General features: G+C 66.0%; 23 protein-coding genes. 12 read left to right on the top strand and 11 right to left on the bottom strand.

Annotated features, from left to right (window positions below):
- Positions 1 to 155: 155 nt before the first annotated feature.
- Positions 156 to 1307 carry a flavodoxin-dependent (E)-4-hydroxy-3-methylbut-2-enyl-diphosphate synthase gene (gene ispG, locus HUW43_RS04250; RefSeq protein ID WP_188236241.1) on the bottom strand — a complete coding sequence of 384 codons (1152 nt, stop codon included), beginning with the start codon at positions 1305 to 1307 and terminating at the stop codon, positions 156 to 158.
- Between the two features lie 259 nt (positions 1308 to 1566).
- Here ispG and HUW43_RS04255 point away from each other — a divergent pair, with 259 nt between their 5' ends.
- Entirely contained in the window at positions 1567 to 2316 is a 750-nt protein-coding gene (locus HUW43_RS04255; protein WP_188236242.1) for a TorF family putative porin, read from the top strand.
- Positions 2317 to 2411: 95 nt separating this feature from the next.
- On the opposite strand, the gene HUW43_RS04260 is transcribed toward HUW43_RS04255, so the two are convergent.
- The 4 genes from HUW43_RS04260 to HUW43_RS04275 all read right to left on the bottom strand — a co-directional run bounded on the left by HUW43_RS04260 (position 2412) and on the right by HUW43_RS04275 (position 7485).
- Complete coding sequence (locus HUW43_RS04260) at positions 2412 to 3560, bottom strand: alpha-hydroxy acid oxidase (RefSeq protein WP_188236243.1); 1149 nt, start codon at positions 3558 to 3560, stop codon at positions 2412 to 2414.
- A gap of 115 nt (positions 3561 to 3675) precedes the next feature.
- Entirely contained in the window at positions 3676 to 4944 is a 1269-nt protein-coding gene (locus HUW43_RS04265; protein WP_188236244.1) for an FAD-dependent oxidoreductase, read from the bottom strand.
- A complete protein-coding gene (locus tag HUW43_RS04270) occupies positions 4934 to 6610 on the bottom strand; it encodes an amidohydrolase (RefSeq protein ID WP_188236245.1) in 1677 nt (558 codons plus the stop codon). The genes HUW43_RS04265 and HUW43_RS04270 overlap by 11 nt, the downstream gene beginning before the upstream one ends.
- Complete coding sequence (locus HUW43_RS04275; protein ID WP_188236246.1) at positions 6607 to 7485, bottom strand: NAD(P)-dependent oxidoreductase; 879 nt, start codon at positions 7483 to 7485, stop codon at positions 6607 to 6609. The genes HUW43_RS04270 and HUW43_RS04275 overlap by 4 nt, the downstream gene beginning before the upstream one ends.
- 125 nt (positions 7486 to 7610) lie before the next feature.
- Here HUW43_RS04275 and HUW43_RS04280 point away from each other — a divergent pair, with 125 nt between their 5' ends.
- Entirely contained in the window at positions 7611 to 8861 is a 1251-nt protein-coding gene (locus HUW43_RS04280) for a threonine ammonia-lyase (protein WP_188236247.1), read from the top strand.
- Positions 8862 to 8909: 48 nt separating this feature from the next.
- On the top strand, positions 8910 to 9302 hold the full coding sequence (locus tag HUW43_RS04285; protein ID WP_188236300.1) for an acyl-CoA thioesterase: 393 nt from the start codon (positions 8910 to 8912) through the stop codon (positions 9300 to 9302).
- A 51-nt stretch (positions 9303 to 9353) separates the two neighbouring features.
- On the opposite strand, the gene HUW43_RS04290 is transcribed toward HUW43_RS04285, so the two are convergent.
- On the bottom strand, positions 9354 to 10049 hold the full coding sequence (locus HUW43_RS04290) for a class I SAM-dependent methyltransferase (protein ID WP_188236248.1): 696 nt from the start codon (positions 10047 to 10049) through the stop codon (positions 9354 to 9356).
- Positions 10042 to 10503, bottom strand: a complete 462-nt coding sequence (locus HUW43_RS04295; RefSeq protein WP_188236249.1) for an Rrf2 family transcriptional regulator — start codon at positions 10501 to 10503, stop codon at positions 10042 to 10044. The genes HUW43_RS04290 and HUW43_RS04295 overlap by 8 nt, the downstream gene beginning before the upstream one ends.
- Before the next feature lie 52 nt (positions 10504 to 10555).
- Between HUW43_RS04295 and HUW43_RS04300 the strand changes: the two genes are divergently transcribed.
- The 7 genes from HUW43_RS04300 (at position 10556) to fghA (ending at position 15768) form a co-directional block, all read left to right on the top strand.
- Positions 10556 to 11056 (top strand): GNAT family N-acetyltransferase, encoded by a 501-nt coding sequence (locus HUW43_RS04300; protein WP_188236250.1) that lies wholly within the window; start codon positions 10556 to 10558, stop codon positions 11054 to 11056.
- Between the two features lie 184 nt (positions 11057 to 11240).
- Positions 11241 to 11759, top strand: a complete 519-nt coding sequence (locus tag HUW43_RS04305; RefSeq protein ID WP_188236251.1) for a GNAT family N-acetyltransferase — start codon at positions 11241 to 11243, stop codon at positions 11757 to 11759.
- A 97-nt stretch (positions 11760 to 11856) separates the two neighbouring features.
- Positions 11857 to 12969, top strand: coding sequence for an S-(hydroxymethyl)glutathione dehydrogenase/class III alcohol dehydrogenase (locus HUW43_RS04310; RefSeq protein WP_188236252.1), 1113 nt, complete (start codon positions 11857 to 11859; stop codon positions 12967 to 12969).
- A gap of 121 nt (positions 12970 to 13090) precedes the next feature.
- Positions 13091 to 13975: a formyltetrahydrofolate deformylase gene (gene purU / locus HUW43_RS04315; RefSeq protein ID WP_223181279.1), complete on the top strand. Its 885-nt coding sequence runs from the start codon at positions 13091 to 13093 to the stop codon at positions 13973 to 13975.
- A 54-nt stretch (positions 13976 to 14029) separates the two neighbouring features.
- Positions 14030 to 14410 carry a VOC family protein gene (locus tag HUW43_RS04320; RefSeq protein ID WP_188236253.1) on the top strand — a complete coding sequence of 127 codons (381 nt, stop codon included), beginning with the start codon at positions 14030 to 14032 and terminating at the stop codon, positions 14408 to 14410.
- 9 nt (positions 14411 to 14419) lie between these two features.
- Positions 14420 to 14923, top strand: coding sequence for a prolyl-tRNA synthetase associated domain-containing protein (locus HUW43_RS04325; protein ID WP_188236254.1), 504 nt, complete (start codon positions 14420 to 14422; stop codon positions 14921 to 14923).
- Positions 14920 to 15768, top strand: a complete 849-nt coding sequence (gene fghA / locus HUW43_RS04330) for an S-formylglutathione hydrolase (RefSeq protein WP_188236255.1) — start codon at positions 14920 to 14922, stop codon at positions 15766 to 15768. Before HUW43_RS04325 ends, fghA begins: the two co-directional genes overlap by 4 nt.
- Before the next feature lie 93 nt (positions 15769 to 15861).
- Here fghA and HUW43_RS04335 read toward each other — a convergent pair whose 3' ends face one another.
- From HUW43_RS04335 to HUW43_RS04350, 4 genes are all read right to left on the bottom strand, one after another.
- Complete coding sequence (locus HUW43_RS04335; RefSeq protein WP_188236256.1) at positions 15862 to 16848, bottom strand: quinone oxidoreductase family protein; 987 nt, start codon at positions 16846 to 16848, stop codon at positions 15862 to 15864.
- Between the two features lie 157 nt (positions 16849 to 17005).
- Positions 17006 to 18778 (bottom strand): DEAD/DEAH box helicase, encoded by a 1773-nt coding sequence (locus HUW43_RS04340; protein ID WP_188236257.1) that lies wholly within the window; start codon positions 18776 to 18778, stop codon positions 17006 to 17008.
- A 148-nt stretch (positions 18779 to 18926) separates the two neighbouring features.
- Positions 18927 to 20099 carry an NAD(P)/FAD-dependent oxidoreductase gene (locus HUW43_RS04345; RefSeq protein WP_188236258.1) on the bottom strand — a complete coding sequence of 391 codons (1173 nt, stop codon included), beginning with the start codon at positions 20097 to 20099 and terminating at the stop codon, positions 18927 to 18929.
- A 7-nt stretch (positions 20100 to 20106) separates the two neighbouring features.
- A complete protein-coding gene (locus HUW43_RS04350; protein ID WP_188236259.1) occupies positions 20107 to 20286 on the bottom strand; it encodes a hypothetical protein in 180 nt (59 codons plus the stop codon).
- A gap of 100 nt (positions 20287 to 20386) precedes the next feature.
- Here HUW43_RS04350 and HUW43_RS04355 point away from each other — a divergent pair, with 100 nt between their 5' ends.
- Together HUW43_RS04355 and HUW43_RS04360 are read left to right on the top strand one after the other, a co-directional pair.
- Entirely contained in the window at positions 20387 to 21133 is a 747-nt protein-coding gene (locus tag HUW43_RS04355) for a head GIN domain-containing protein (RefSeq protein WP_188236260.1), read from the top strand.
- Positions 21134 to 21176: 43 nt separating this feature from the next.
- Positions 21177 to 21887 (top strand): head GIN domain-containing protein, encoded by a 711-nt coding sequence (locus tag HUW43_RS04360; protein WP_188236261.1) that lies wholly within the window; start codon positions 21177 to 21179, stop codon positions 21885 to 21887.
- Positions 21888 to 21982 lie beyond the last annotated feature (95 nt).

Raw genomic sequence — 21982 nt, forward strand, 5'->3', positions numbered from 1 at the left:
CCCCCCCCCCCCCTTCAGGATGAGGGAGGATTAGTGATCGCTGACAGTGATGTAAATGGTTTGCGGTTGCCTGGGGTGGGCGGGTTCCGACCGGAAGCCGGCGTGGCCGCGCGGCGGCCTGAACAAGGCCAAAGCCGCCGGTTCAGCATTCCGCGCTACGCCGCCTTGCCGTGCGCAACGTCCATGCTCACTGCGTTGCCCGCCTCGATTTCGGCGGCCTTGGCTTCGACGAGCCTGACGATGTGCGCGATCATGTCGGCGTCCTCGACATGATGATCGGTGACGCCGGACAGGTAGACCATATGCCTGCCGTTGCCGCCGCCGGTGATGCCGATGTCGGTTTCGCGCGCTTCGCCGGGGCCGTTGACGACGCAGCCGAGGACCGAGAGCGACATCGGCGTCTTGATGTGGCCGAGCGCGTCCTCCAGCGCCTGAACGGTGCGGATGACGTCGAAACCCTGCCGTGCGCAGCTGGGGCAGGAGACGACGCGCACGCCGCGCGTTCTGAGGCCCAGCGATTTCAGAATCTCGTAGCCGACGCGCACTTCCTCTTCGGGTTCGGCCGACAGGCTGACGCGGATCGTGTCGCCGATCCCGGCCCAGAGAAGATTGCCGATGCCGAGCGCGCTCTTGACCGTGCCGCCGATCAGCCCGCCGGCCTCGGTGATGCCGAGATGGAGCGGGCAGTCGACCGCGTCGGCGAGCTGCGCATAGGCGGCGACCGCGAGGAAGACATCGCTCGCCTTCACCGCGACCTTGTAATCGTGGAAATCATGGTCCTGAAGCAGCTTGATATGGTCGAGCGCGCTTTCGACGAGCGCCTCCGGGCAAGGCTCGCCATATTTTTCGAGCAGGTCTTTTTCGAGGCTGCCGGCGTTGACGCCGATGCGGATCGCGCAGCCGTTCGCCTTGGCGGCGCGGACCACCTCGCCGACGCGCTCACTGCTGCCGATATTGCCGGGGTTGATGCGCAGGCAGGCGGCCCCCGCATCGGCGGCTTCGAGCGCCCGTTTGTAGTGGAAATGGATGTCGGCGATGACCGGGATCCGCGCCGCGCGGACGATCTTGCCAAGCGCGGCCGTGCTGTCGGTGTCGGGACAGGAGACGCGGATCAGGTCGGCGCCCGCCTCTTCGCAGCGGCGAATCTGGTCGATCGTCGCGACCGGGTCGCTCGTCGGCGTGTTGGTCATCGTCTGCACGGTGATCGGCGCGCCGCCACCGACGGGAACATTGCCGACCATGATCTGACGGCATTGGCGACGCGCAATGTCGCGCCAGGGGCGCAGGCCGGGATTGTGATCGCTCATGGTTGCAGGCTCGGTTGCAGGGGAGACAGGCGCTTCTTTAGCGGCCATGCGGCGGCTTGGCAAAGGCAAGCGTGGGCCGCACGACATGTTGCGTGAAAGTCACACTCTGCCAATGATTCGTCGTCCTGCGCAATTTTTGTTTGTGCGTCGCAGCAATATCGGCAATTTCGGAGCGTTCGTCGTCACGAGCCCGGATTGAAGAGGCGCGGACGCGCACGGCAGGCTGGGACGATCCATTGTATCAAAAGGGGGATCACCCATGAAGTTTCTTACCAAAGCGTGTTTCGGCATGCTGCTCGCCGCGTCGACCCTGTCGACGCCTGCTTTCGCACAGGAAGAAGAAGCCAGCGGCCCGGTCTCGCTTTCGGGCGGCGTTTCGGTCGTGTCGGACTATCGCTTCCGCGGCATTTCGCTGTCGAACGAAAAGGTCGCGCTCCAGTCGACGCTGACCGTCAGCCACGAAAGCGGCCTTTACGCCGGTGTCTGGGGATCGACCCTTCCCGACAGCCCGCTTTACGGCAAATATGAGCTTGATCTCTACGCCGGGTTCGCGACCGAAATCGCGCCGGGCACCTCGGTCGATATCGGCGCAACCTATTATGTCTATCCGGGCAACCAGGATTTTGCCGGACCCAGCGATTATGTCGAAATCATCGGCAAGCTGTCGCACGACATCGGCCCGGTGTCGGTGACGGGCATGGTGGCCTATGCTCCCGACCAGAAATCGCTCGGCAGCGACGACAATATCTATCTGAACCTCGGTCTTGGCTATGGCATCCCGGATACGCCGGTCACGCTGACCGCCGGGCTCGGCTATACCGACGGTTCGCTGGGCGCGGCGTCGGCCGACGGCAATTATCTCGACTGGTCGGTGGGCGCTTCCTTTGCCGCCGGGCCGGCCACCCTGTCGGTGCAATATATCGACACCGACATCAAAAAGACAGGCATCGGCGCCGTCGACACGCTGTACGACCCAACCGTGGTCTTTACGCTGGGCGTTTCGTTCTGATCGCCTAGCGGGTCTGCGACCACGCGCGAAGGGGGGCGGCTTCGGGGGAGGCCGCCCCCTTTTTTGCGTGCGTCCTTCGCGGTCGCGCCCGCGGATCAGCGCCAGCGCAGATTCGCGCGCGACAGGTCGGCGAGCGATTTGGCGCCCATCAGCTTCATCCCGCGTTCGATCTCGGCGCGCAGCAGCGCGATCGCGCGGTTCACGCCAGCCTCGCCCGCCGCAGCAAGCGCATAGAGATAAAGGCGCCCACCCGAGCACGCCTTCGCGCCGACCGACAAGGCTTTGAGCACATGCGTGCCGCGGGTGATGCCGCCGTCGCAGATCACCTCGACCTTGTCGCCCACCGCATCGACAATGTCGGCAAGTGCGTCGAAGGGTGCGATGCTGCCGTCGAGCTGGCGCCCGCCATGGTTCGACACCATGATCGCGGTGGCGCCGATGTCGACGGCGCGCTTTGCATCCTCGACCGCGACGATCCCTTTCAGGCAGAAAGGGCCGTCCCATTGCCGGCGGATCGTCGCAGCGCGCCGCCAGTCGAGGCTCTGGTCGAGCATCGAGGTGAAATAGTCGGCGACCGATTTGGGGACGCTCGATCCTTCCGCCACATGTGCGCTAAGGTTGGGCAGGCTGAATTTTTCGCGAAGCAGATAGTTGAGCCCCCAGCCGGGCTTGATCGCATAGCTCAGCATGTTGCGCGCGGTGAAGCGCGGCGGCGATGTGAAGCCCGAACGCAGGCAGCGTTCGCGATTGCCGCCGACTATCGTATCGACCGTCAGTGCAACGGCGTCGAACTTCGCCGCGCGCGCCGCCTCCAGCATCGCGCGGTTGAGCCCTTCGTCCTTGTGGACATAGAGTTGGAACAGCTTGGGGCCGCCCGTCAGCGCGCCCGCTTCGGCAAGGCCGATCGTCGCGAGGCTCGAAATGCCCGCGACGGTGCCCGCGTCCGCGGCGGCGCGCAGCACCGCGCGCTCGCCCTGCCAGTGGAACAGGCGCTGCAGCGCGGTCGGCGAGAGAAAAAGCGGCATCGCGATGTCCCGCCCGAAGATCGTCGTTTTCATGTCGATGCGGTCGACACCCGCAAGCACGCGCGGGATGAGGTCGCAGGCGTCGAAAGCGTCGCGGTTGCGGCGTCGGGTGACCTCGTCGTCGGCGGCGCCGTCGATATAGTCGAACACCGGCCAGGGCAGGCGGCGCCAGGCGAGTGCGCGGAAATCGTCGATATTGTGGCAGTCGGTGAGTTTCATGCTGGCCCTATTCCCTTCGCATCGAGCGAGGTGGAGGTGCCGCGAAGGGGCGCGCTGACGACCGGGGTCTCGACTTCGCCCCGGCATGAACCGGATCGGGGCGTCGCCTTGGCCATCAGAACACCGTCCGGCCAGCCACCGTGCCCTTGCTCGCAAAGCTGAAGCGCGGTTCGATGGCCAGATCCTTGTCGAGAATATGGGCGGCGACGCGTTTGCCCACGGCGGGGCCGTTCTTGAACCCGTGCCCCGATCCGGCGCCGACGAGCCAGACGCGTTCCTGCCCCGGAAAGCGGTCGAGCAGATAATCGCCATTCGCGCTGTTTTCATATTGGCACACATGTGCACCGATCAGCGGCGCCCCCGCGAGCCCCGGAAAGCGCCGCGCGACATAGGCGCGCGCGGCGGCGATTCCGGCGGGGGTCGGATCGCGTTCCATCGTGTCGGGGTCGATCACCGGGCCATGCGTGTCGAAGGCAATCTTGAACCCCGCCCCTTCGAGATCGGGAATGCCATAGACGATGCGGCCGTTGTTGAAATCGGCCCAGACGGGCAGTTCAGGCGGCGCAAAGCGTGTGTCGCCCTGCTGCGCGCCGAAATGATAGACCTCCTGCCGCGTTGCGACGATCCGTCCCATCAACTGCTGCGGGAAAAGTTCGGCGAGCCAGGGGCCCGCGGCATAGACCAGATGGTCGGCGGTGCCGCCGTCGGGAAGCGTGTGGCGCCTGATCCGCCTTGAAAAAAGCGGTGCGGGCATCACGACGCGTTCCACCTCGATCTGGGCATCCGCGATCACTTCCTGCACGCCGCGCGCGGCGATCAGCGCGCCTGCCTCGGTTTCAAGGATGCCGGTTTCGCCCTGATAGAATTGGATCTGGCGATATTTGTTCTGGAGCCAGTTTACGTCGCCATGCTCATGCCCGACGCGATTCGCCTGGAGCCAAGCCAGCGACTGCGCCGTATAGGCCTCGCCCGCCGGCGCAAACCAGAGCACGCCGGTGTTGTAAAAGATCGGCGCGCTCGCGGTGTCGGACAGCGCTTTCCAATAGGGCAGCGATTCGCGCGCCAGATCCGAATAAATACTGTCCGCGCCATATCCCATGCGGATCACGCGGCTGGCGCCGCCCGATGAGGAGCGCGCATTGCCCGCGCCATAGGCGTCGAACAGGCGCACGCTCTTTCCGGCGCGGACAAGGTGCCACGCGGTCCACGCGCCAAAGACGCCCGCGCCGATGATCGCGACGTCGACATGCTGGATCTTTGGTCGCGGCGGCTTGCGCCTTTTCGATCGGCGTTGCTTGCGCTCGGCAGCCGCCGCGCTTGCCGCGACGGGCAACGCGGCAAGGCCGGTCAGCAGCGCGCGGCGCGAGGGCGTGTCAGCGGCCAATCGTCGCGCCTTCCTGTTGCTTGTAATAGCGATAGCCGCCGATCCAGGTTTCGAGCGGCGCCATGCGGCGAATCTCGTCGGGGCTGGCCAGCAGCGGGTCGGCGTCGACGATCAGGAAATCGGCGCGCATTCCGGGCATCAGCGTGCCGATGCGGTCCTCGGCAAATCCCGCGAAGGCCGCCGTGCGCGTGAAGCCGTCGAGCGCGGTTTCGCGGCCGACCGATTCCTGTGGCCGCCAGCCGCCGAAGGGTTCGCCCTTGGCATCGGTGCGCGAGATGGCGGCGGCGAGGCCCGCGAATGGATTGGCGCTTTCGACGGGCACGTCGGAGCCGAAGGCAAGGCGCACGCCCGCCTTTTCGAGGCTGCGCCACGCATAGGCGCCCGCCAGCCGGTCGGGGCCGAGCCGCGCTTCGGCCATCAGCCGGTCGCTCGTCTGATGCACCGGCTGCATCGAGGCGACGACTTTCAGGCTGGCGAAGCGCCCCATGTCGGCGGGGTCGATCACCTGCGCATGTTCGATGCGCCAGCGGCGCTCGCCCGGAACGTCGGTGGCCAGGTCGGCGTCGAGATCGGCGATGGCGGCGAGCGCTTCGGCATTGGCGGCGTCGCCGATCGCGTGGATCGCGACCTGGAACTTGTCCATCGACGCGCGCACCATCTTGTTGCGAAGCTGCGCCGGGGTGAGGAGGGGCAGCCCTTTCTGCCCCGGCGCGTCGGCATAAGGCGCCTTCAGCCACGCGCCGCGCGAACCCAGCGCGCCGTCGAGATAGAGCTTTACCCCGACCATGCGCAGGCGGTCGTCATAAAGCCATGGCGTCGGTTCGGACCCGGCGATGATCGCCATATTGTCGATGTCGGCGCCGTAGGAAATGATGCGCACCGCAAGCTGTTTCTTGTCGCCCGCGCGGCGAAACGCCTGCCAGTCCTGAATGGTCGTGCCCATGTCGGCGATCGCGGTGATCCCCTGTTCGAGCAATTTCTGCTGCGCCAGATAGAGCGCGCGGTCGAGGTCGCGCGCAAGCGGCTTGGGCTTGGCGCTGTCGATCAGGCTCATCGCGGCATCGACGAATACGCCCGACGGCTTGCCGGCTGCCATTTCGATGCGTCCGCCTTCGGGCGACTTGCTCGCCGCCGTCACTTTCGCCGCCGCCATCGCGGCGCTGTTGGCCCAGCCCGCATGGCCGTCCACGCGCTCCAGCCAGACGGGACGGTTCGACACCGCAGCGTCGAGGTCGGCGGCGGTGGGGAAACGGCCGAGGCCCCACTTTTCCTGGTTCCAGCCGCGCCCGATGATCCACGGCATTTCGGGATTTTCCGCGGCATAGCGGCGGATCGCGGCCTGCGCTTCGGCCAGGCTGTTCGTGTCGCTGAGATCGAGCAGCATCAGCTGGAAGCCCAGCCCCATGACATGCCCGTGCGCGTCGATCAGGCCGGGGATCAGCGTGCGGCCCTTGCCATCCTCCTTGAAATCGGGGCGTTCGGGGCGCTTGTCCTTGCGATCGAGCAGCTGTTTCACCTTGCCTTCGCGATCGATCACGAGACCGGTGAAGCGGACGAGTTTGCCCTGCTTGTCGAGCGTGATGCCGTTGACATTGTCGATCAGCGTGTCGGCGTGCGCGGGGGCGGCAAGGGCGAGCGCTGGCGCCGTGAGCAACAGCCGCTTCATTTCGGCAACCGCGTCACGAGCGAGCTCGTGTCCTTGCGCCCGCCGCCCGCTTTCTGGACATCGGCGTAGAATTGGTCGACGAGGCTGGCGACGGGCAAGGTCGCGCCGTTGACGCGCGCTTCGTCGATCGCAAGGCCCAGATCCTTGCGCATCCAGTCGACCGCGAAGCCAAAGTCGAACTCGCCTTTCGCCATCGTGGCCCAGCGGTTGAGCATCTGCCAGCTCGCCGCCGCGCCGCCCGACACCGCCTCGAACACCTTGTCGGTGTCGAGCCTTGACGCCTGCGCGAAACGCAGCGCTTCGGACAGGCCCTGAAGCACGCCCGCGATCGCGATCTGGTTGACCATCTTGGTCGTCTGCCCCGCGCCGGGGCCGCCGATGTGGACCATGCGCGCGGCATAGGCCTGCATCACCGGCTCGGCCGCAGCGAACGCCGCCTTGCTGCCCCCGCACATGATCGACAGCGTGCCATTTTGCGCCCCCGCTTCGCCGCCCGACACGGGCGCATCGAGGCAGAGCAGGCCGAGGCTTTCGGCCTCGACCGACAGTTGCCGCGCGATGCGGGCGGAAACCGTGGTGTGGTCGATGAACAGCGCGCCCTTGCGCATCGCCCGGAACGCGCCGTCACGGCCAAGCGTGACCTGCGCCAGATCATCGTCATTGCCAACGCAGGTCAGCACGACATCGGCGTCCTGCGCGGCATCGGCGGGGGTCGATGCCGCGGTGCCGCCATGTTGCGCCACCCACGCATCGGCCTTGGCGCGCGTGCGGTTATAAACGGTGAGCTGGTGGCCCGCTTTCGCAAGATGCCCTGCCATCGGGCCGCCCATGACGCCGGTGCCGATGAAGCTGATGCGCAATTTCTGTTCGCTCATGCCGGGTCCATAGCATTGTTTTGGTGGGGTGCCAGAGCGAGCATCGCAATCAGGCCCCTCCCCTGAAGCGGTGGACGCAAGAAGGCCTTTCCCTTCGCTGCCCTTGCCGTTAGGGCCGCAACGCTATGACCGATCACCTTACCCTGACCTCCGCCGCCGATTTGCCGGCGATCACATTGGACGATGTGCGCGCGGCGGCGGAACGAATTAACGGCGCGGTGGTGCGGACGCCGACGCTGAAATCGCAGACGCTTTCGGAGCTGGTCGGCGCCGAGGTGTGGTTGAAGTTCGAGAATCTGCAATTCACCGCGGCGTATAAGGAACGCGGCGCATTGAACGCGCTGCTGCTGCTCGACGACGATGCGCGCGCGCGCGGCGTGATCGCGGCATCGGCGGGCAACCACGCGCAGGGCCTTGCCTATCATGGCAAGCGCCTCGGCGTGCCTGTCACCATCGTGATGCCGAGCACGACGCCGCAGGTAAAGGTGTCGCAGACCGCGGGCCATGGCGCGACGATCGTGCTGCATGGCGAGAAGTTCGACGACGCCTATGCCCATGCGCGCGAGCTGGAAAAGGAGCGCGGCCTTACCTTCGTGCATCCCTTCGACCATCCGCATGTCGCGGCGGGGCAGGGGACGGTGGCGCTCGAAATGCTCGACGACGTGCCCGATCTTGATACGCTCATCGTGCCGATAGGCGGTGGCGGGCTGCTTGCCGGCATGGGCACCGCGGCGCGCGGCATCAAGAACGACATGCGCCTTGTCGGCGTGCAGGCCGAACTTTATCCTTCGATGTACGCCGAACTCAACGGCGTCGACATGGCGTGCGAGGGCGACACGCTGGCCGAGGGCATCGCGGTGAAGGAGCCGGGAGCCTATACGCGCAAACTCGTCGCCGAACTCAACGACGACATCGTGCTGGTTGCCGAGCGGCATCTGGAACGCGCGGTGAGCCTGCTGCTCCAGATTGAAAAGACGGTCGTCGAGGGTGCGGGCGCGGCCGGTCTCGCCGCGATGCTCGCGCATCCGGAAGAGTTTGCGGGCCGCAAGGTCGGGCTGGTGCTGACCGGCGGAAATATCGACACGCGGCTGCTCGCCAACGTGCTGCTGCGCGACCTTGCGCGTTCGGGCCGCATCGCGCGGCTGCGCATCCGCTTGCAGGACCGCCCCGGCGCTCTGTTCAAGGTGATGAAACTGTTCGACGAGAAACAGGTCAACATCATCGAAATCTATCACCAGCGCATCTTCACGACGCTGCCCGCCAAGGGGCTGATCACTGACATCGAATGCGAAGCGCGCGATCGCGAACATCTCGACAGCCTCGTCGCGGCGCTGCGCGATGCGGGCTATATGGTGACGACGGTGGAGCTGGCCTAGACGGTATTCGCCCCTCTTTCAGCGAAGGGCGCAGAGGATATGACCGCGATGAAATCCTTCACCGTCTCCCTTACCGCGACCCCCGACAGCATCGACGAGCTTGGCCATGTCAACAATGCGGTCTGGGTCCAGTGGATCCAGCAGGTCGCGACGGGCCATTGGGATGCGGCGGCGCCGCAGGCGCACAAGGACGCCTATGTCTGGGTCGTCGTCCGGCACGAAATCGACTATCTGCGCGCGCTTGGTCCCGGCGAAACGGTAACTGCGCGCACCTGGGTCGCCGACAAGCCGCAGGGCGCGAAGTTCGACCGTTTCATGGAGTTCACCGGCGCCGACGGCAAGGTGCATGTGCGGGCACGGACGGTGTGGGCGCTGCTCGACAAGGCAAGCGGGCGGCCGCTGCGCGTGACTGCGGAAGTGGTGGCGCCGTTTGCGGGGTGATGTTGCTGGTCGGGTGGAGCGCAATGCGCGCCTTATGGTCGCAACCCGTCGCTACGCATATCCCACCCAGCCGCGCCAGGTGAAGGCCGCATAAAATTGCTCGACGCCGGTAAAGCCCGCGTCGCGCAAGGCGGCTTCGTCGGCCTCCGGGCTCAGCATTGCGACGTGCGTGGCGACGGCGGCGCGGGCGGTGGCGGTCTGTTCGGGGGCGGCGCCCGAGGCGATGGCATAGGACGCATAGCGATCGAGCCAGCGGTCGCGTTCGTCCGGGCCTTGCGGGAAGCTGCCATGCGCGGCAACGAACGGCGCGCCGGCTTTCAACCGCGCGCGGATCTGGGCAGCGGTGCGGATGCGTTCGTCGGCGGCGAGAAAATGCAAGGTGAGCAGGCAGACGGCGCCGTCGAAGGGACCAGGAGGCGCGTCATCGATATAACCTTCGATCAGTTCGGCGCGATGGGCGTTGGCGCCGAGCGTTTGCGCGGCAAGGCGCAGCATCACGGCTGCGGGATCGACTCCGGTGAAGGTCCAGCCGGGATAGGCGTCGGCCATCGCCTTGAGTTCGAGCCCGCCGCCGGCTCCGAGCACCAGAATGCGCGCGTTATCGGGCACGCGTTCGGCAAGCAGCAGTCCCGTCATCCGGTGGAGCGCATCCAGGCCGGGAACGAAGCGCCGCGGCCCGTCGGCGTAACGCGCAATCGCATCGGCATCGTTGAAATGATCGAGGAAATGCCGGGCGCCTTCAGCCATGGCGATACTCCTGCCGGGTGGTGATCGCGCGCGCCGCCATGCGGGCGTGGAAGTCGGCGGCGAGTTCGGCCAGCGTCACCTGCGCGAACCGATCGAGCAGCAATGCCTCCGCCTCGCGAAAGCTGGTGTCGAGCGCGGCGTTGACCGCCTGTTCGACCACGCATCCCGGCGCGTCGGTGCGATGGCCCATCGCCATCAGCGCGGGACGGCCGATCGCATCATAGATGTCGCGCATCGTGATATCGCCAAGCGCGCGCTGGATCGTCCAGCCGCCGCCATGGCCTTTTTCGGACCGGACGAACCCCGCATCGCGCAGACCGCCGAGGATGCGGCGGATGACGACGGGATGGGTCTGCATCGCCTGCGCCAACTGATCCGACGTCATCGGATCGCGCTGCTCGGCCATATGGAGGAGGACGTGGAGCACGCCCGAAAGTCGGCTGTCGCGTTTCATGTAACTTTACATAATACGTGAAATCGCTCTGTCAATTGATAGGGGCCGGCAAATGCAGATACGTTCCGCAACGCCCGCCGATGCCCCCGCGATCTGGGCGATCATCGGCCCGACGATCCGTGCGGGCGAAACCTACGCGCTTGATCGCGACATGACCAAGTCAGAGGCGCTGGCATACTGGTTCGGGCCCGGCAAGGTGGTGTTCGTCGCCGAAGCCGACGGTGCGATCCTGGGCACCTATTATCTGCGCGCCAATCAGGCAGGCGGCGGCGCGCATGTCGCGAATTGCGGCTATATGACCGCGGCATCGGCCACGGGACGCGGGGTCGCGCGGGCGATGGCCGAGCATAGCCTGGCCGAAGCGCGCGATCGCGGTTTCCGTGCGATGCAATTCAACTTCGTCGTCGCAACCAATGATCGCGCGATACGCCTTTGGCAGTCGCTGGGGTTCAAGATCGTCGGGCGATTGCCGGGTGCCTTCGCGCATCCGGCGCACGGCTTTGTCGACGCGCTGGTCATGCACCGCGCGCTTGATCGCGTGACGGACGGCTGATAAATCGCCCGCGATGACCAACGACCGATTCACCCGTTTCAAGGCGTATTGGCGCTCCTTTACATAGGAGCGGCATGGCATCACCTGTGACCATCGCCGCCGTGTCCGGAATGGCGAATGGTTGTCATCACATCACCAAACCCACTTTCGGTCGCGGCGCGCGCTTTTGAAGAGAAGACGCGACATGACCGATACGCTGCTTTCCCTGTCGACCGACCATTGCCGCATCGCGCCGCTCACCGCCGACGATGCGCGCGCTCTGACCGCGATCACGGACGAGACGGTGACGTCGCGCGTCCATTTTTTGCCCGCCCCCTTCACCGAGGCCGACGCGCGCGCGCTCATCGCGCGGTCGGGCGGCGGGGACGTGTTCCATGCGGTGCGCGACAGGCACGGGATCGAGCTTTATGGCGTCGTCGGCGTGCACCGACGCGCACGCCATGAATATGAGATCGGTTACTGGTTCGGGGCGCGGGCGCGGGGGAAGGGCATCGCGACCGAAGCGGTGCGCGCGGTGGTCGCGGCGCTCGGTGCGGCGCGGCCCGACTGTTCGATCGTTGCCGAATGCCACCCCGACAACGAGCGCTCGCGCGCGTTGCTGCGCCGCGTCGGCTTTGTGTCGACGGGGCGGCCGGGCCAGCGGCCCGGTCGGATGCTGATGGCATGGCGGGCAGCGCCGGCCGAGCGCATCGATGTTTGCTGACCGCCGGCCCTCCCTCATCCGGCTGTTTCGGGGAGGATCACATGCTTGCATTGCCGATCCATTTGCCTGATTGGGAGCGCCGAGAAGGAGACCGCCCATGAAGACCCGCGCCGCCGTTGCGTTCGAAGCGAAGAAGCCGCTCGAAATCGTCGAGCTCGATCTGGAAGGCCCGAAGGCGGGCGAGGTGCTGGTCGAGATCATGGCGACGGGCATCTGCCACACCGATGCTTACACGCTCGACGGTTTCGACAGCGAGGGCATCTTTCCGAGCGTGCTGGGGCATGAAGGCGCGGGCGTGGTGCGCGAAGTCGGCGCGGGCGTCACCAGCGTGAAGCCGGGCGATCATGTGATCCCGCTCTACACCCCCGAATGCCGCCAGTGCAAAAGCTGCCTGTCGGGCAAGACCAACCTCTGCACCGCGATCCGTGCGACGCAGGGCAAGGGGCTGATGCCCGACGGCACGACGCGCTTTTCGTACAAGGGTCAGCCGATCTTTCACTATATGGGCTGCTCGACCTTCTCCAACTTCACCGTGCTGCCGGAGATCGCGGTCGCGAAGATTCGCGAGGACGCGCCCTTCCAGTCGAGCTGTTACATCGGCTGCGGCGTGACCACCGGGGTGGGCGCGGTCATCAACACGGCAAAAGTGCAGGTCGGCGACAATGTCGTGGTCTTTGGCCTTGGCGGTATCGGGCTCAACGTGATCCAGGGCGCGCGCCTTGCCGGCGCGAACCAGATCATCGGCGTCGACATCAATCCGGCGCGCGAGGATTGGGGCCGCAAGTTCGGCATGACCGATTTCCTGAACTCCAAGGGGATGAGTCGCGAGGATGTCGTCGCGGCGATCGTTACGATGACCGACGGCGGCGCGGACTATACGTTCGACGCGACGGGCAATACCGAAGTCATGCGCATCGCGCTCGAAGCCTGCCACCGCGGCTGGGGCACGTCGATCATCATTGGCGTGGCCGAGGCGGGCAAGGAGATTGCGACGCGCCCGTTCCAGCTCGTCACCGGGCGTAACTGGCGCGGCACCGCTTTCGGCGGCGCCAAGGGTCGCACCGACGTCCCGAAGATCGTCGATATGTATATGACGGGCAAGATCGAGATCGACCCGATGATCACCCACGTCATGGGTCTGGAAGAGATCAACAAGGGATTCGACCTGATGCACGCGGGGGAAAGCATCCGCAGCGTGGTGGTTTATTGAAGCGCGTGCAGCGAAGCGGCCATGGGCTGGTGTGTCCCCGCGAAGGCGGGCACCCAACTCCGGACGGTGCCGATTGGCACGGGCGGATGATGGACCCCCGCCTTTGCAAGGGTGCGCGGAATTGCCGAATGATGGGGACAAGAATGTGACCGGGCCTTATGTCCTGACCTTCAGCTGCGCCGACGCGGTGGGCATTGTCGCCGCCGTCACCGGACTGCTCGCGGAGCGCGACGGCTTCATCCTCGACAGCCAGCAATATGCCGACCTCGATTCGGGGCGCTTCTTCATGCGCGTCGCGTTTCGCGGCGCGGGGCCACGCTTTCCGGGCGACCTGGCCGGGGTGCAGGACGCCTTTGCACCTGTCGCCCACCGCTTTCAGATGGATGCGCGGATCAGCGATTGCAGCGCCAAGCCGCGGTTCGTGATCGCGGTGTCGCAGGGCAGCCATTGCCTCAACGATCTGCTCCACCGCTGGTCGACGGGCAATCTCGCGATCGACATCGTTGGCGTGGTGTCGAACCACGAACATCTTCGCCGCTTGACCGAATGGCACGGCGTGCCCTTTCACTATCTGCCCGTCAGCGACGCAAACCGCGCCGACCAGGAGGCGGCGATCCTCGACGTCATGGCGCGCGGCGGAGCGGAATATCTGGTGCTTGCGCGCTATATGCAGGTGCTGTCGGAGGATTTGGCAACGAAGCTCGCCGGGCGCTGCATCAACATTCACCACAGCTTCCTGCCGGGGTTCAAGGGCGCCAGGCCCTATCACCGCGCGCACGAACGCGGCGTCAAGCTGATCGGCGCGACCGCGCATTTCGTGACGAGCGATCTCGACGAAGGGCCGATCATCGAACAGGCGGTCGAACGCGTCGATCACCGCGACAGCGTCGACGACCTCATCCGCATCGGCCGCGATGTCGAGGCGCAGGTGCTTGCGAAAGCGGTGCGCTGGGTCGCCGAACAGCGGGTCTTGATCGACGGACGCAAGACTGTGGTCTTTCGTTAGTCGCAAAGGGACGATAGGTAGCGATTCGCAACCAAAATCAGCAGGAGCGGAAGCATGTACAGCCACAATATGGTCGGATCGAACGATCTTGAGGCCTCGAAGAAATTCTATGACGCGACCTTTCAGGCGATCGGCGGCAAGCCGGGAATCGTCGATGACAAGGGGCGGCTGATCTATATGCACAAGGGCGGATTGTTCCTGGTGACCGCACCGATCGACGGCAAGCCGGCGACCGCTGGCAATGGCTGCACCGTCGGTTTCGCGATGGACACGCCCGAACAGGCCGATGCCTGGCACAAGGCAGGGGTCGAAAATGGCGGCACGTCGATCGAAGACCCGCCGGGCATCCGCGAAGGCGGCTTCGGCCAGCTCTATCTGGCCTATCTGCGCGACCCGTCGGGCAACAAGCTCTGCGCGCTGCATCGCGTTGCGTAAGGACTGGTGGTGCGCGGCGAAGCGGGATTGCTGGCGGACCTGAGTGCGCTCGCCATTCGCTTCACCGCGCACGAGCATGAAGCGGTGTTCACCGTCGCCGAGAGCGAGGCGGTGAACGCTGCGATTCCCGGTGCACATACAAAGAATCTGTTCCTGAAGGACAAGGACGGCGCCTTCTGGCTCGTCACCGTGCCGTCGGACGCGCGCGTCGATCTGAAGGCGCTGCCCGCTGCGATCGGCAGCAAGCGGGTAAGTTTCGGCAACGCTGACCAGATGGAGCGCCTGCTTGGCATCGCGCCCGGATCGGTAACGCCGCTCGCCGCGATCAATGCCGCGCCGGGAAGCGTCACCGTGGTGCTCGATGAAGGGCTTGCGGCGGCGCCGGTCGTCAACGTCCACCCGCTCCGCAACACCGCGACGCTGGGGCTGTCGGGCGGATCGATCCTCGACCTGCTGCGTCATTGGGGACATGATCCCGTGATCGCTCCCATTCCCGTTCAGGAAATCGCATGACCCTCGAAACGATCTCCTCCACCCGCAGCCATGGCGGCACGCAGGGCGTCTACAAACACGCCAGCACGACCACCGGCACCAGCATGAGCTTTGCGGTGTTCGTTCCCGACCATGCGCCGGGCGCGAAACTGCCCGTGCTGTGGTATCTGTCGGGGCTGACCTGTACCCACGCCAATGTGATGGAGAAGGGCGAATATCGCGCCGCCTGCGCCGAGCATGGCATCATCTTCGTCGCCCCCGACACGTCTCCGCGCGGCGACGATGTGCCCGACGATCCCGACGGGGCGTGGGATTTCGGGCTGGGCGCCGGTTTCTATGTCGATGCAACCGCCGATCCGTGGGCGAAACATTACCGGATGCGATCCTATATCGAGGACGAACTGCCCTCGCTGGTCCTGCGCAATTTTGCGAGCGCCGACCTGACGCGGCAGGCGATCGCGGGGCATTCGATGGGCGGGCATGGCGCGCTTACCATTGGCCTTCGCAATCAGGACCGTTTCCGCTCCGTCTCGGCCTTTTCGCCGATCGTGTCGCCGATCCGCTGCCCCTGGGGTGAAAAGGCGCTCGGCCATTATCTTGGCGAGGATCGCGAGGCGTGGCGCGCCTATGATGCGTGCGCCTTGCTCGACGATGGCCTTCGCGTCCCGGACCTGCTGGTCGATCAGGGCGACGCCGACAATTTCCTGGTCGAACAGCTCAAGACCGAATTGCTCGTCGAGGCGTGCGAGCGGAATGGGCAAAAGGCCGAAATCCGGATGCAACCGGGATATGACCACAGCTATTATTTCATCTCGACCTTCATGGCCGAGCATGTTGCGTGGCATGCGGAACGGTTGAAGGCGTAGCGAGCCAAATAATCCCGTTCACATCGGGCGCGGCCGAGATGCCATGAAGGCGCGCAAAGGGCGGGCGTGTCGCCTTCGCTCGACGCGAACGGATTAGGGGTGATCGGGAATCAGCAGGCTCGACCCCGTCGTCCGCCCGGCCTCCAGATCGGCGTGCGCCCTTGCCGCATCCTCCAGCGAATAGCGCTGCCCGATCGTGACCGCCACCGCGCCGCTTTCGATCATTTCGAACACGCGCGCGGCGCCTGCGGCGCGTTCGCCGGGCAGGTGATAATAATCGAACAGCGTGGGCCGCGTGACGAATTGCGATCCGTGCTGCGCAAGGATGCCAAGGTTGACGCCGGTGACGGGGCCGCCGACATTGCCATAGCTGACGATAAGCCCGCGTCGTGCGGTGGCCTTGAGCGACGTTTCCCACGTCGCCATGCCGATGCCGTCGAAGGTGACCGGAACGCCTTGTCCGTCGGTGATTTCGCGGACGTGCGCGGCCACATCCACTTCCTTGTATCTGATGACATGGTCGGCGCCCGCTTCGCGCGCTATCCGCGCTTTCGCCTCGGTGCTGACAGTGCCGATGACCGTCGCGCCGATCGTTTTCAGCCATTGCACGAGGATGAGCCCCACCCCGCCGGCGGCCGCATGGACCAGAACCGGCCAGCCCGCCTCGACCTTGGCGCAGCGTTCGGCGAGCATTTCGACCGTGCATGCCTTGAGCAGCGCGGCGGCGGCGGTTTCATCATCGATGGCGGCGGGCAGCCTGAACAGCGAGGCCGCGCCGACCAGCCGCGCGCTGGCATAAGCATTACGTTCGGGGCCAAAGGTCGCGGCGCGGTCGCCGGGCTGAAACCCGTGGACGCCCTCGCCGACGGCCATCACTTCGCCCGCGGATTCAAGTCCGAGCCCGCCGGGCAGCTGCACCGGATATGTGCCGTTGCGGTGATAGATGTCGATGTAATTCAGCCCGATCGCGGTCTGGCGCAGCAGCACCTGGCCGGGGCCGGGCTTGTCCAGCGTCACCTCGCGCCAGTCGATGACATCGGGTCCGCCCTGTTTTTCGATGATCGCTTGGATGGCTTTCATGGCGTGCACTCCTGCTGCCCGGCCCATCTGGGGCGCGGCAGAAAGCGGTGCAACCCTCAACCGCCGATTTCCTGCGCGCGGTCGAGGCGGACCAGGTGACCGACCATCCCGCTTTGCTCGAACCGGCTCCTCGTCGTCGCTCCGGGATATGGGGGGTTTATTTTGCCGGACGGCGCGGGCTGCGCTGGCCATATGGTTTGGGCTTGTAGCGTTCGCTATTGCCGCCCGGAACGCGCGAGCCGCGCGGGCTGCCCTTGGAAGCGCCCTTGTCGCGGCGCGGCGGCCAGGTGGGGCCATCCGGCGCCGGGGTGATCGCGACGCCTGCATCATCCTCGCCATCCTGATTCGCGGTGCGCCGCACGGCTTCGGCGAAACGGTCGGCGATGGCGATGGGGATGTTGAACAAGGTTTCGGACGGGCCGATGCGGATCGCGCCGATCTCGTGCTTCGTCACATGGCCGCGGCGGCAGAGCAGCGGCAGGATCCAGCGCGGGTCGGCGTTCTGGCGACGGCCGATGTTGAGGCGGAACCAGACGCTGTCGTCAAACTGGTCGCGGCGCTCGCCGCGCTCGCCGCGATCCGGGCGGTCTTTTCGGTCGCGCGCTTCGCCGCGCGGGCGCGGGCCGCTGTCAAGAAGCTCTTCGGGCGGCGGCATCAGCGCGCGGTGCGCGCGCACCAGGCTGGCGGCAATGTCTTCGGGGCTGCGCTCGGCCATCAACCGCCGCGCCAGCTCCAGATCCTCGGCCTCGTGCTCCTGCGGTTCGAGCAGCTTTTCGATCAGCCGTTGTTGATCCCTTTGCCGCACATCGGCGGCAGTCGGCGCGTCCTTCCATTCGGCGTTGATGCGTGCGCCGCGCAGCATCCCGTCGACGCGGCGGCGGCGCGGATAGGGGACGATGATCACCGCAGTGCCCTTTTTGCCCGCGCGTCCGGTGCGACCCGACCGATGCTGCAGCGTTTCGGCGTCGCGCGGGATTTCAACATGGATGACAAGGCTGAGGCCCGGCAGGTCGATACCGCGCGCCGCGACGTCGGTGGCGACGCACACTTTGGCCCGGCGGTCGCGCAGCGCCTGGAGCGCCTGGTTGCGCTCATTCTGGCTATGCTCGCCCGACAGCGCAACCGCAGCGAATCCGCGCTCGACGAGGCTGGCGTGGAGGCGGCGGACATTGTCGCGCGTCGCGCAGAAAAGCATGGCGGTTTCGGCGTCGTGAAGGCGGAGCAGGTTGACCACCGCTCCCTCGATGTCGGCGGGGGCGACGGTGACGGCCTGATAGGCGATGTCGCCATGGCCGCGGTCTTCACCGACGGTCGAGATGCGCAGGGCGCCCTGCTGGTAACGCCTGGCGAGCTGGACGATCGGCTTGGGAAGCGTCGCCGAAAAAAGAAGGGTGCGGCGCGTTCGCGGCGTCGCGTCAAGGATTTCCTCCAGATCCTCGCGAAAGCCCATGTCGAGCATTTCGTCGGCCTCGTCGAGCACCGCGACCCGGAGCGCCGAAAGGTCGAGAGCGCCGCGTTCAAGATGATCGCGCAGGCGTCCCGGCGTTCCGACGACGATGTGGACTCCCTGGTTGAGGTTGCGGCGTTCGCGGCTGGCATCCATACCGCCGACGCAGGTCGCGATGCGCGCCCCGGCCTTGCCATAGAGCCAGCCGAGTTCGCGGCTGACCTGGAGTGCGAGTTCGCGCGTCGGCGCGACGATCAGCGCCAGCGGCGAAGTGGCGAAGGGCAGGCGACCGTCCTCGATCAGCTCGTCGGCCATGGCAAGGCCGAAGGCGACGGTCTTGCCCGATCCGGTCTGCGCCGAGACGAGCAGGTCGCGGCGTTTGGCCCCTTCTTCGGTGACCTGCGCCTGGACGGGGGTGAGCGCTTCATAGCCGCGCGCGGTGAGGGCGTCCGCAAGGACGGGCGAAAGATTGTCGAAAGGCATTGGTCTTCTTATCCTGTGCGGCGCTGCATTGCCGCCAAATATGTCGTCACCCTGAACTTGTTTCAGGGTCCATGGCCCAAGGTCGCAGCGTCAGGCCATGGATGCTGAAACAAGTTCAGCATGACGGGAATGATAGGTTGATCTTTTCCTAAAGCGCCTGGCCCGCGGCGTGTCCGCTGGCCCAGGCCCATTGAAAATTATAGCCGCCCAGCCACCCGGTGACATCCACGGCTTCGCCGACCGCATACAGTCCCGGCATGCTTTTGGCCATCATTGTTTGCGAGGAGAGGTTCGCGGTCGCAATACCGCCGACGGTGACTTCGGCCTTGGCAAAGCCTTCGGTGCCGGTGGGATGGAATATCCAGCGCTTGAGGCGCGCCTCGGCGTCGGCGAGCTTGCGGTCGGTCTGCGCGCCGAGTTCGCCGGACAGCGCGAGTCGGTGGGCGAGCGTCTGCGCAAGGCGGTCGGGCAGGGGAAGCGCCGACGCCAGCGCCGCGCGCGGCCTTTTTCGCTTCGCATCGAGCAGCCAGCCTGGCGCGGCATCGGGCAGAAAGTCGATCGTCACCGGTTCGCCGTGCCGCCAATAGCTGCTGATCTGAAGGATTGCGGGCCCCGACAGGCCCTTGTGCGTGAACAGCGCGGCTTCGCGGAAGGCGGCCTTGCCCGCACGCGCATCGACGGGGGTTGCGACGCCCGACAGTTCGCGGAACAACACATCGTTACCGCCGAGCGTCAGCGGGACGAGCGCGGGGCGCGGCTCGACGACCTTGAGGCCGAACTGACGCGCGAGGTCATAAGCAAAGCCGGTCGCGCCCATCTTCGGGATCGAGGGGCCGCCGGTGGCGATGACCAGATTGGGTGCGGCAAAGTCGGCGCTGCCGACGCGCACACGGAATCGCCCGTCGGCATGGTCGATTGTGTTCGCCGGCTGGCCGCAGCGAATTTCGACGCCCCCTTTGGCGCATTCGCCCAGCAGCATCGCGACGATCTGTTTGGCCGACCCGTCGCAGAAAAGCTGGCCCAGCGTCTTTTCGTGATAGGCGATGCCATATCTTTCGACGAGCGCGATGAAGTCGGCGGGGGTGTAACGCGCGAGCGCCGACTTCGCGAAATGAGGGTTGGCGGACAGGAAGCGGTCGGGGGCGGTATGGATATTGGTGAAGTTACAGCGCCCGCCGCCCGAAATCAGGATCTTCTTGCCCACCTGATCGGCGTGGTCGAGCAGCAGGATGCGCCGCCCCCGCTGCCCCGCCACAGCGGCGCACATCAGCCCGGCCGCGCCGCCGCCCAGCACGATGGCGTCATATCCGGAAAGGCCCATCGACGTTTCAGCGCAGCTTTGCGATCGACAGCCCGTCGGCCTTGGCGCGAATTTTGACCGATTCCTCGCTGCGCGTCAGCGCCTTCGCGATCGCCTTGAGCGCCATGCCTTTTTTGGCAAGCGTATGCAGCCTGTCGATTTCGGCCGCGGTCCACGGCTGTTTGTGACGTTCGAACCGGTCTTTCATGCCGCGGCTCTGCCGCACGAAGGTGGCGACAAGATGGCGGTGCCGCTGGACAGGTCGATCCTATGTGTGTTATGCAAATAATACACAAAGGAGATTCGCGATGCGGAACCGAATGATGGCGGCGTTGCCGCTGATGCTTGCGATGACGGTGACGGCGTGCAGCGCCGAAATGACGAACGAGAGCAAGGACGGCAAGCGCACGGTCGAAGCGGGGCCGACGAAGTCACAGGCCTTTGACCTGACCGGTTTTACCGGCGTCAAGGTGACGGGCCCCGACGACGTGACGATCCGCCGCGGCGACGGTTTCTCGATCGTCGCACGCGGGCCGCAGGCGGCGATCGACGAACTGGAAATCAAGCTCGACGGCGACATGCTGTCGATCGGCCGCAAGGACTCGATGCTCCGTTTCGACGGGGACCAGGCGGTCGAGGTGACGGTCGTGATGCCCGCGCTTCGGGCTGTGCGCCTGACCGGTTCGGGCGCGATCGACGCCGATGCGGTCGAGGGCGACGCGGTCGAAGCGGTGGTGACCGGATCGGGCGACCTCAAGATCGCGACGATGAACGGCAAGCGCGCCAAGCTCGCCATCACCGGTTCGGGCGACCTGGAGGTCGGCGGCGGCACGATCGGCGCGGGGAATTATGACGTGACGGGATCGGGCAGCATCGCGGCGAGCGATCTTGCGGCTTCGACGCTCGACGTGTCGATCGCGGGGTCGGGCGACGTCGATGCGAAGGCGAGCGACAGCGCCGACATCAACATCCTGGGGTCGGGTGATGCGACGATCGGCGGCGGCGCCAAATGTTCGACGCGCTCGCTGGGATCGGGCGACGCAATCTGCACATGACGTGGCTATGGCGCCGTCCCGCCCGACGCGATAGGATGGCGCCATGACCAGCCCGCTCTATTGGGCCGCATGGGCGGCAAGCACCCTGTTTCTGGCCGCACCCGCATCGGGCGCCGAGAAACGCTATGGTCTCACCAGCTTCGAGGCGATCGAGGTGCAGGCCGATGTGGCGGTCGAGGTCGTCAGCCGCGCCCCGGTGAGCGCGGTCGCGACGGGGCCGCAGGATGCGCTCGACCGGCTGAGCGTCGAGGCGCGCGACGGTCGGCTGGTGATCAGCGAGCGGCAGTTTGCGGGCGATGCAAAGCGCGTGCGACCGCGCGGACCGGTGGTCGTGCGGGTCAATGCCGCCAATCTGCGGAGCGCAACGCTGGCGGGTGCGGGATCGCTTGCCATCGACCGGCTGGCGGGACAGCGTGTGACGGTCGGGCTGCGCGGGCCGGGGCGGCTGACGGTCGAGGCGGTGGCGGCCGACCGGCTACAGGTCGCCATGATCGGCAATGGCACGATGACACTCGGCGGCAAGGCAAAGAATGCACGAATGACGCTGTCGGGCGCGGGCATGGTCGATGCGGGCGCGCTCGCGGTCGACGAACTGGTCAGCGACAGCGAAGGCGCTGGCGATCATCGGCTGCGCGCGGTCAAAAGCGCGGCCATTACGGCGCGCGGGATCGGGCGGACGGTCGTGCTGGGGCGGCCGGTCTGCACGGTGCGCCATGTCGGCAGCGGATCGGTGTCCTGCGGGACGGGAGATTAAAGCGTCGTGCGCCGGATCGGCGACGCGTCCATTCCGTTCGTGTCTCGACGTCGATCAAAGGTCGACGTTCATCCTGAACGCCTGCAAGGTTGCCG

This window comes from Sphingopyxis sp. LK2115 (assembly GCF_014595975.1).
In the GTDB taxonomy this organism is placed as follows: Bacteria; Pseudomonadota; Alphaproteobacteria; order Sphingomonadales; family Sphingomonadaceae; genus Sphingopyxis.

What these genes read in the sequence shown, in the direction of transcription:
- HUW43_RS04290 (WP_188236248.1), bottom strand. Translation starts at nt 10,049, where the DNA reads ATGGCTGAAGGCGCCCGGCATTTCCTCGATCATTTCAACGATGCCGAT.
- ispG (WP_188236241.1), bottom strand. Translation starts at nt 1,307, where the DNA reads ATGAGCGATCACAATCCCGGCCTGCGCCCCTGGCGCGACATTGCGCGT.
- HUW43_RS04345 (WP_188236258.1), bottom strand. Translation starts at nt 20,099, where the DNA reads ATGGGCCTTTCCGGATATGACGCCATCGTGCTGGGCGGCGGCGCGGCC.
- HUW43_RS04320 (WP_188236253.1), top strand. Translation starts at nt 14,030, where the DNA reads ATGTACAGCCACAATATGGTCGGATCGAACGATCTTGAGGCCTCGAAG.
- HUW43_RS04285 (WP_188236300.1), top strand. Translation starts at nt 8,910, where the DNA reads ATGAAATCCTTCACCGTCTCCCTTACCGCGACCCCCGACAGCATCGAC.
- HUW43_RS04275 (WP_188236246.1), bottom strand. Translation starts at nt 7,485, where the DNA reads ATGAGCGAACAGAAATTGCGCATCAGCTTCATCGGCACCGGCGTCATG.
- fghA (WP_188236255.1), top strand. Translation starts at nt 14,920, where the DNA reads ATGACCCTCGAAACGATCTCCTCCACCCGCAGCCATGGCGGCACGCAG.
- HUW43_RS04280 (WP_188236247.1), top strand. Translation starts at nt 7,611, where the DNA reads ATGACCGATCACCTTACCCTGACCTCCGCCGCCGATTTGCCGGCGATC.
- HUW43_RS04255 (WP_188236242.1), top strand. Translation starts at nt 1,567, where the DNA reads ATGAAGTTTCTTACCAAAGCGTGTTTCGGCATGCTGCTCGCCGCGTCG.
- HUW43_RS04260 (WP_188236243.1), bottom strand. Translation starts at nt 3,560, where the DNA reads ATGAAACTCACCGACTGCCACAATATCGACGATTTCCGCGCACTCGCC.
- HUW43_RS04270 (WP_188236245.1), bottom strand. Translation starts at nt 6,610, where the DNA reads ATGAAGCGGCTGTTGCTCACGGCGCCAGCGCTCGCCCTTGCCGCCCCC.
- HUW43_RS04295 (WP_188236249.1), bottom strand. Translation starts at nt 10,503, where the DNA reads ATGAAACGCGACAGCCGACTTTCGGGCGTGCTCCACGTCCTCCTCCAT.
- HUW43_RS04310 (WP_188236252.1), top strand. Translation starts at nt 11,857, where the DNA reads ATGAAGACCCGCGCCGCCGTTGCGTTCGAAGCGAAGAAGCCGCTCGAA.
- HUW43_RS04335 (WP_188236256.1), bottom strand. Translation starts at nt 16,848, where the DNA reads ATGAAAGCCATCCAAGCGATCATCGAAAAACAGGGCGGACCCGATGTC.
- HUW43_RS04305 (WP_188236251.1), top strand. Translation starts at nt 11,241, where the DNA reads ATGACCGATACGCTGCTTTCCCTGTCGACCGACCATTGCCGCATCGCG.
- HUW43_RS04355 (WP_188236260.1), top strand. Translation starts at nt 20,387, where the DNA reads ATGCGGAACCGAATGATGGCGGCGTTGCCGCTGATGCTTGCGATGACG.
- HUW43_RS04360 (WP_188236261.1), top strand. Translation starts at nt 21,177, where the DNA reads ATGACCAGCCCGCTCTATTGGGCCGCATGGGCGGCAAGCACCCTGTTT.
- HUW43_RS04350 (WP_188236259.1), bottom strand. Translation starts at nt 20,286, where the DNA reads ATGAAAGACCGGTTCGAACGTCACAAACAGCCGTGGACCGCGGCCGAA.
- HUW43_RS04300 (WP_188236250.1), top strand. Translation starts at nt 10,556, where the DNA reads ATGCAGATACGTTCCGCAACGCCCGCCGATGCCCCCGCGATCTGGGCG.
- HUW43_RS04340 (WP_188236257.1), bottom strand. Translation starts at nt 18,778, where the DNA reads ATGCCTTTCGACAATCTTTCGCCCGTCCTTGCGGACGCCCTCACCGCG.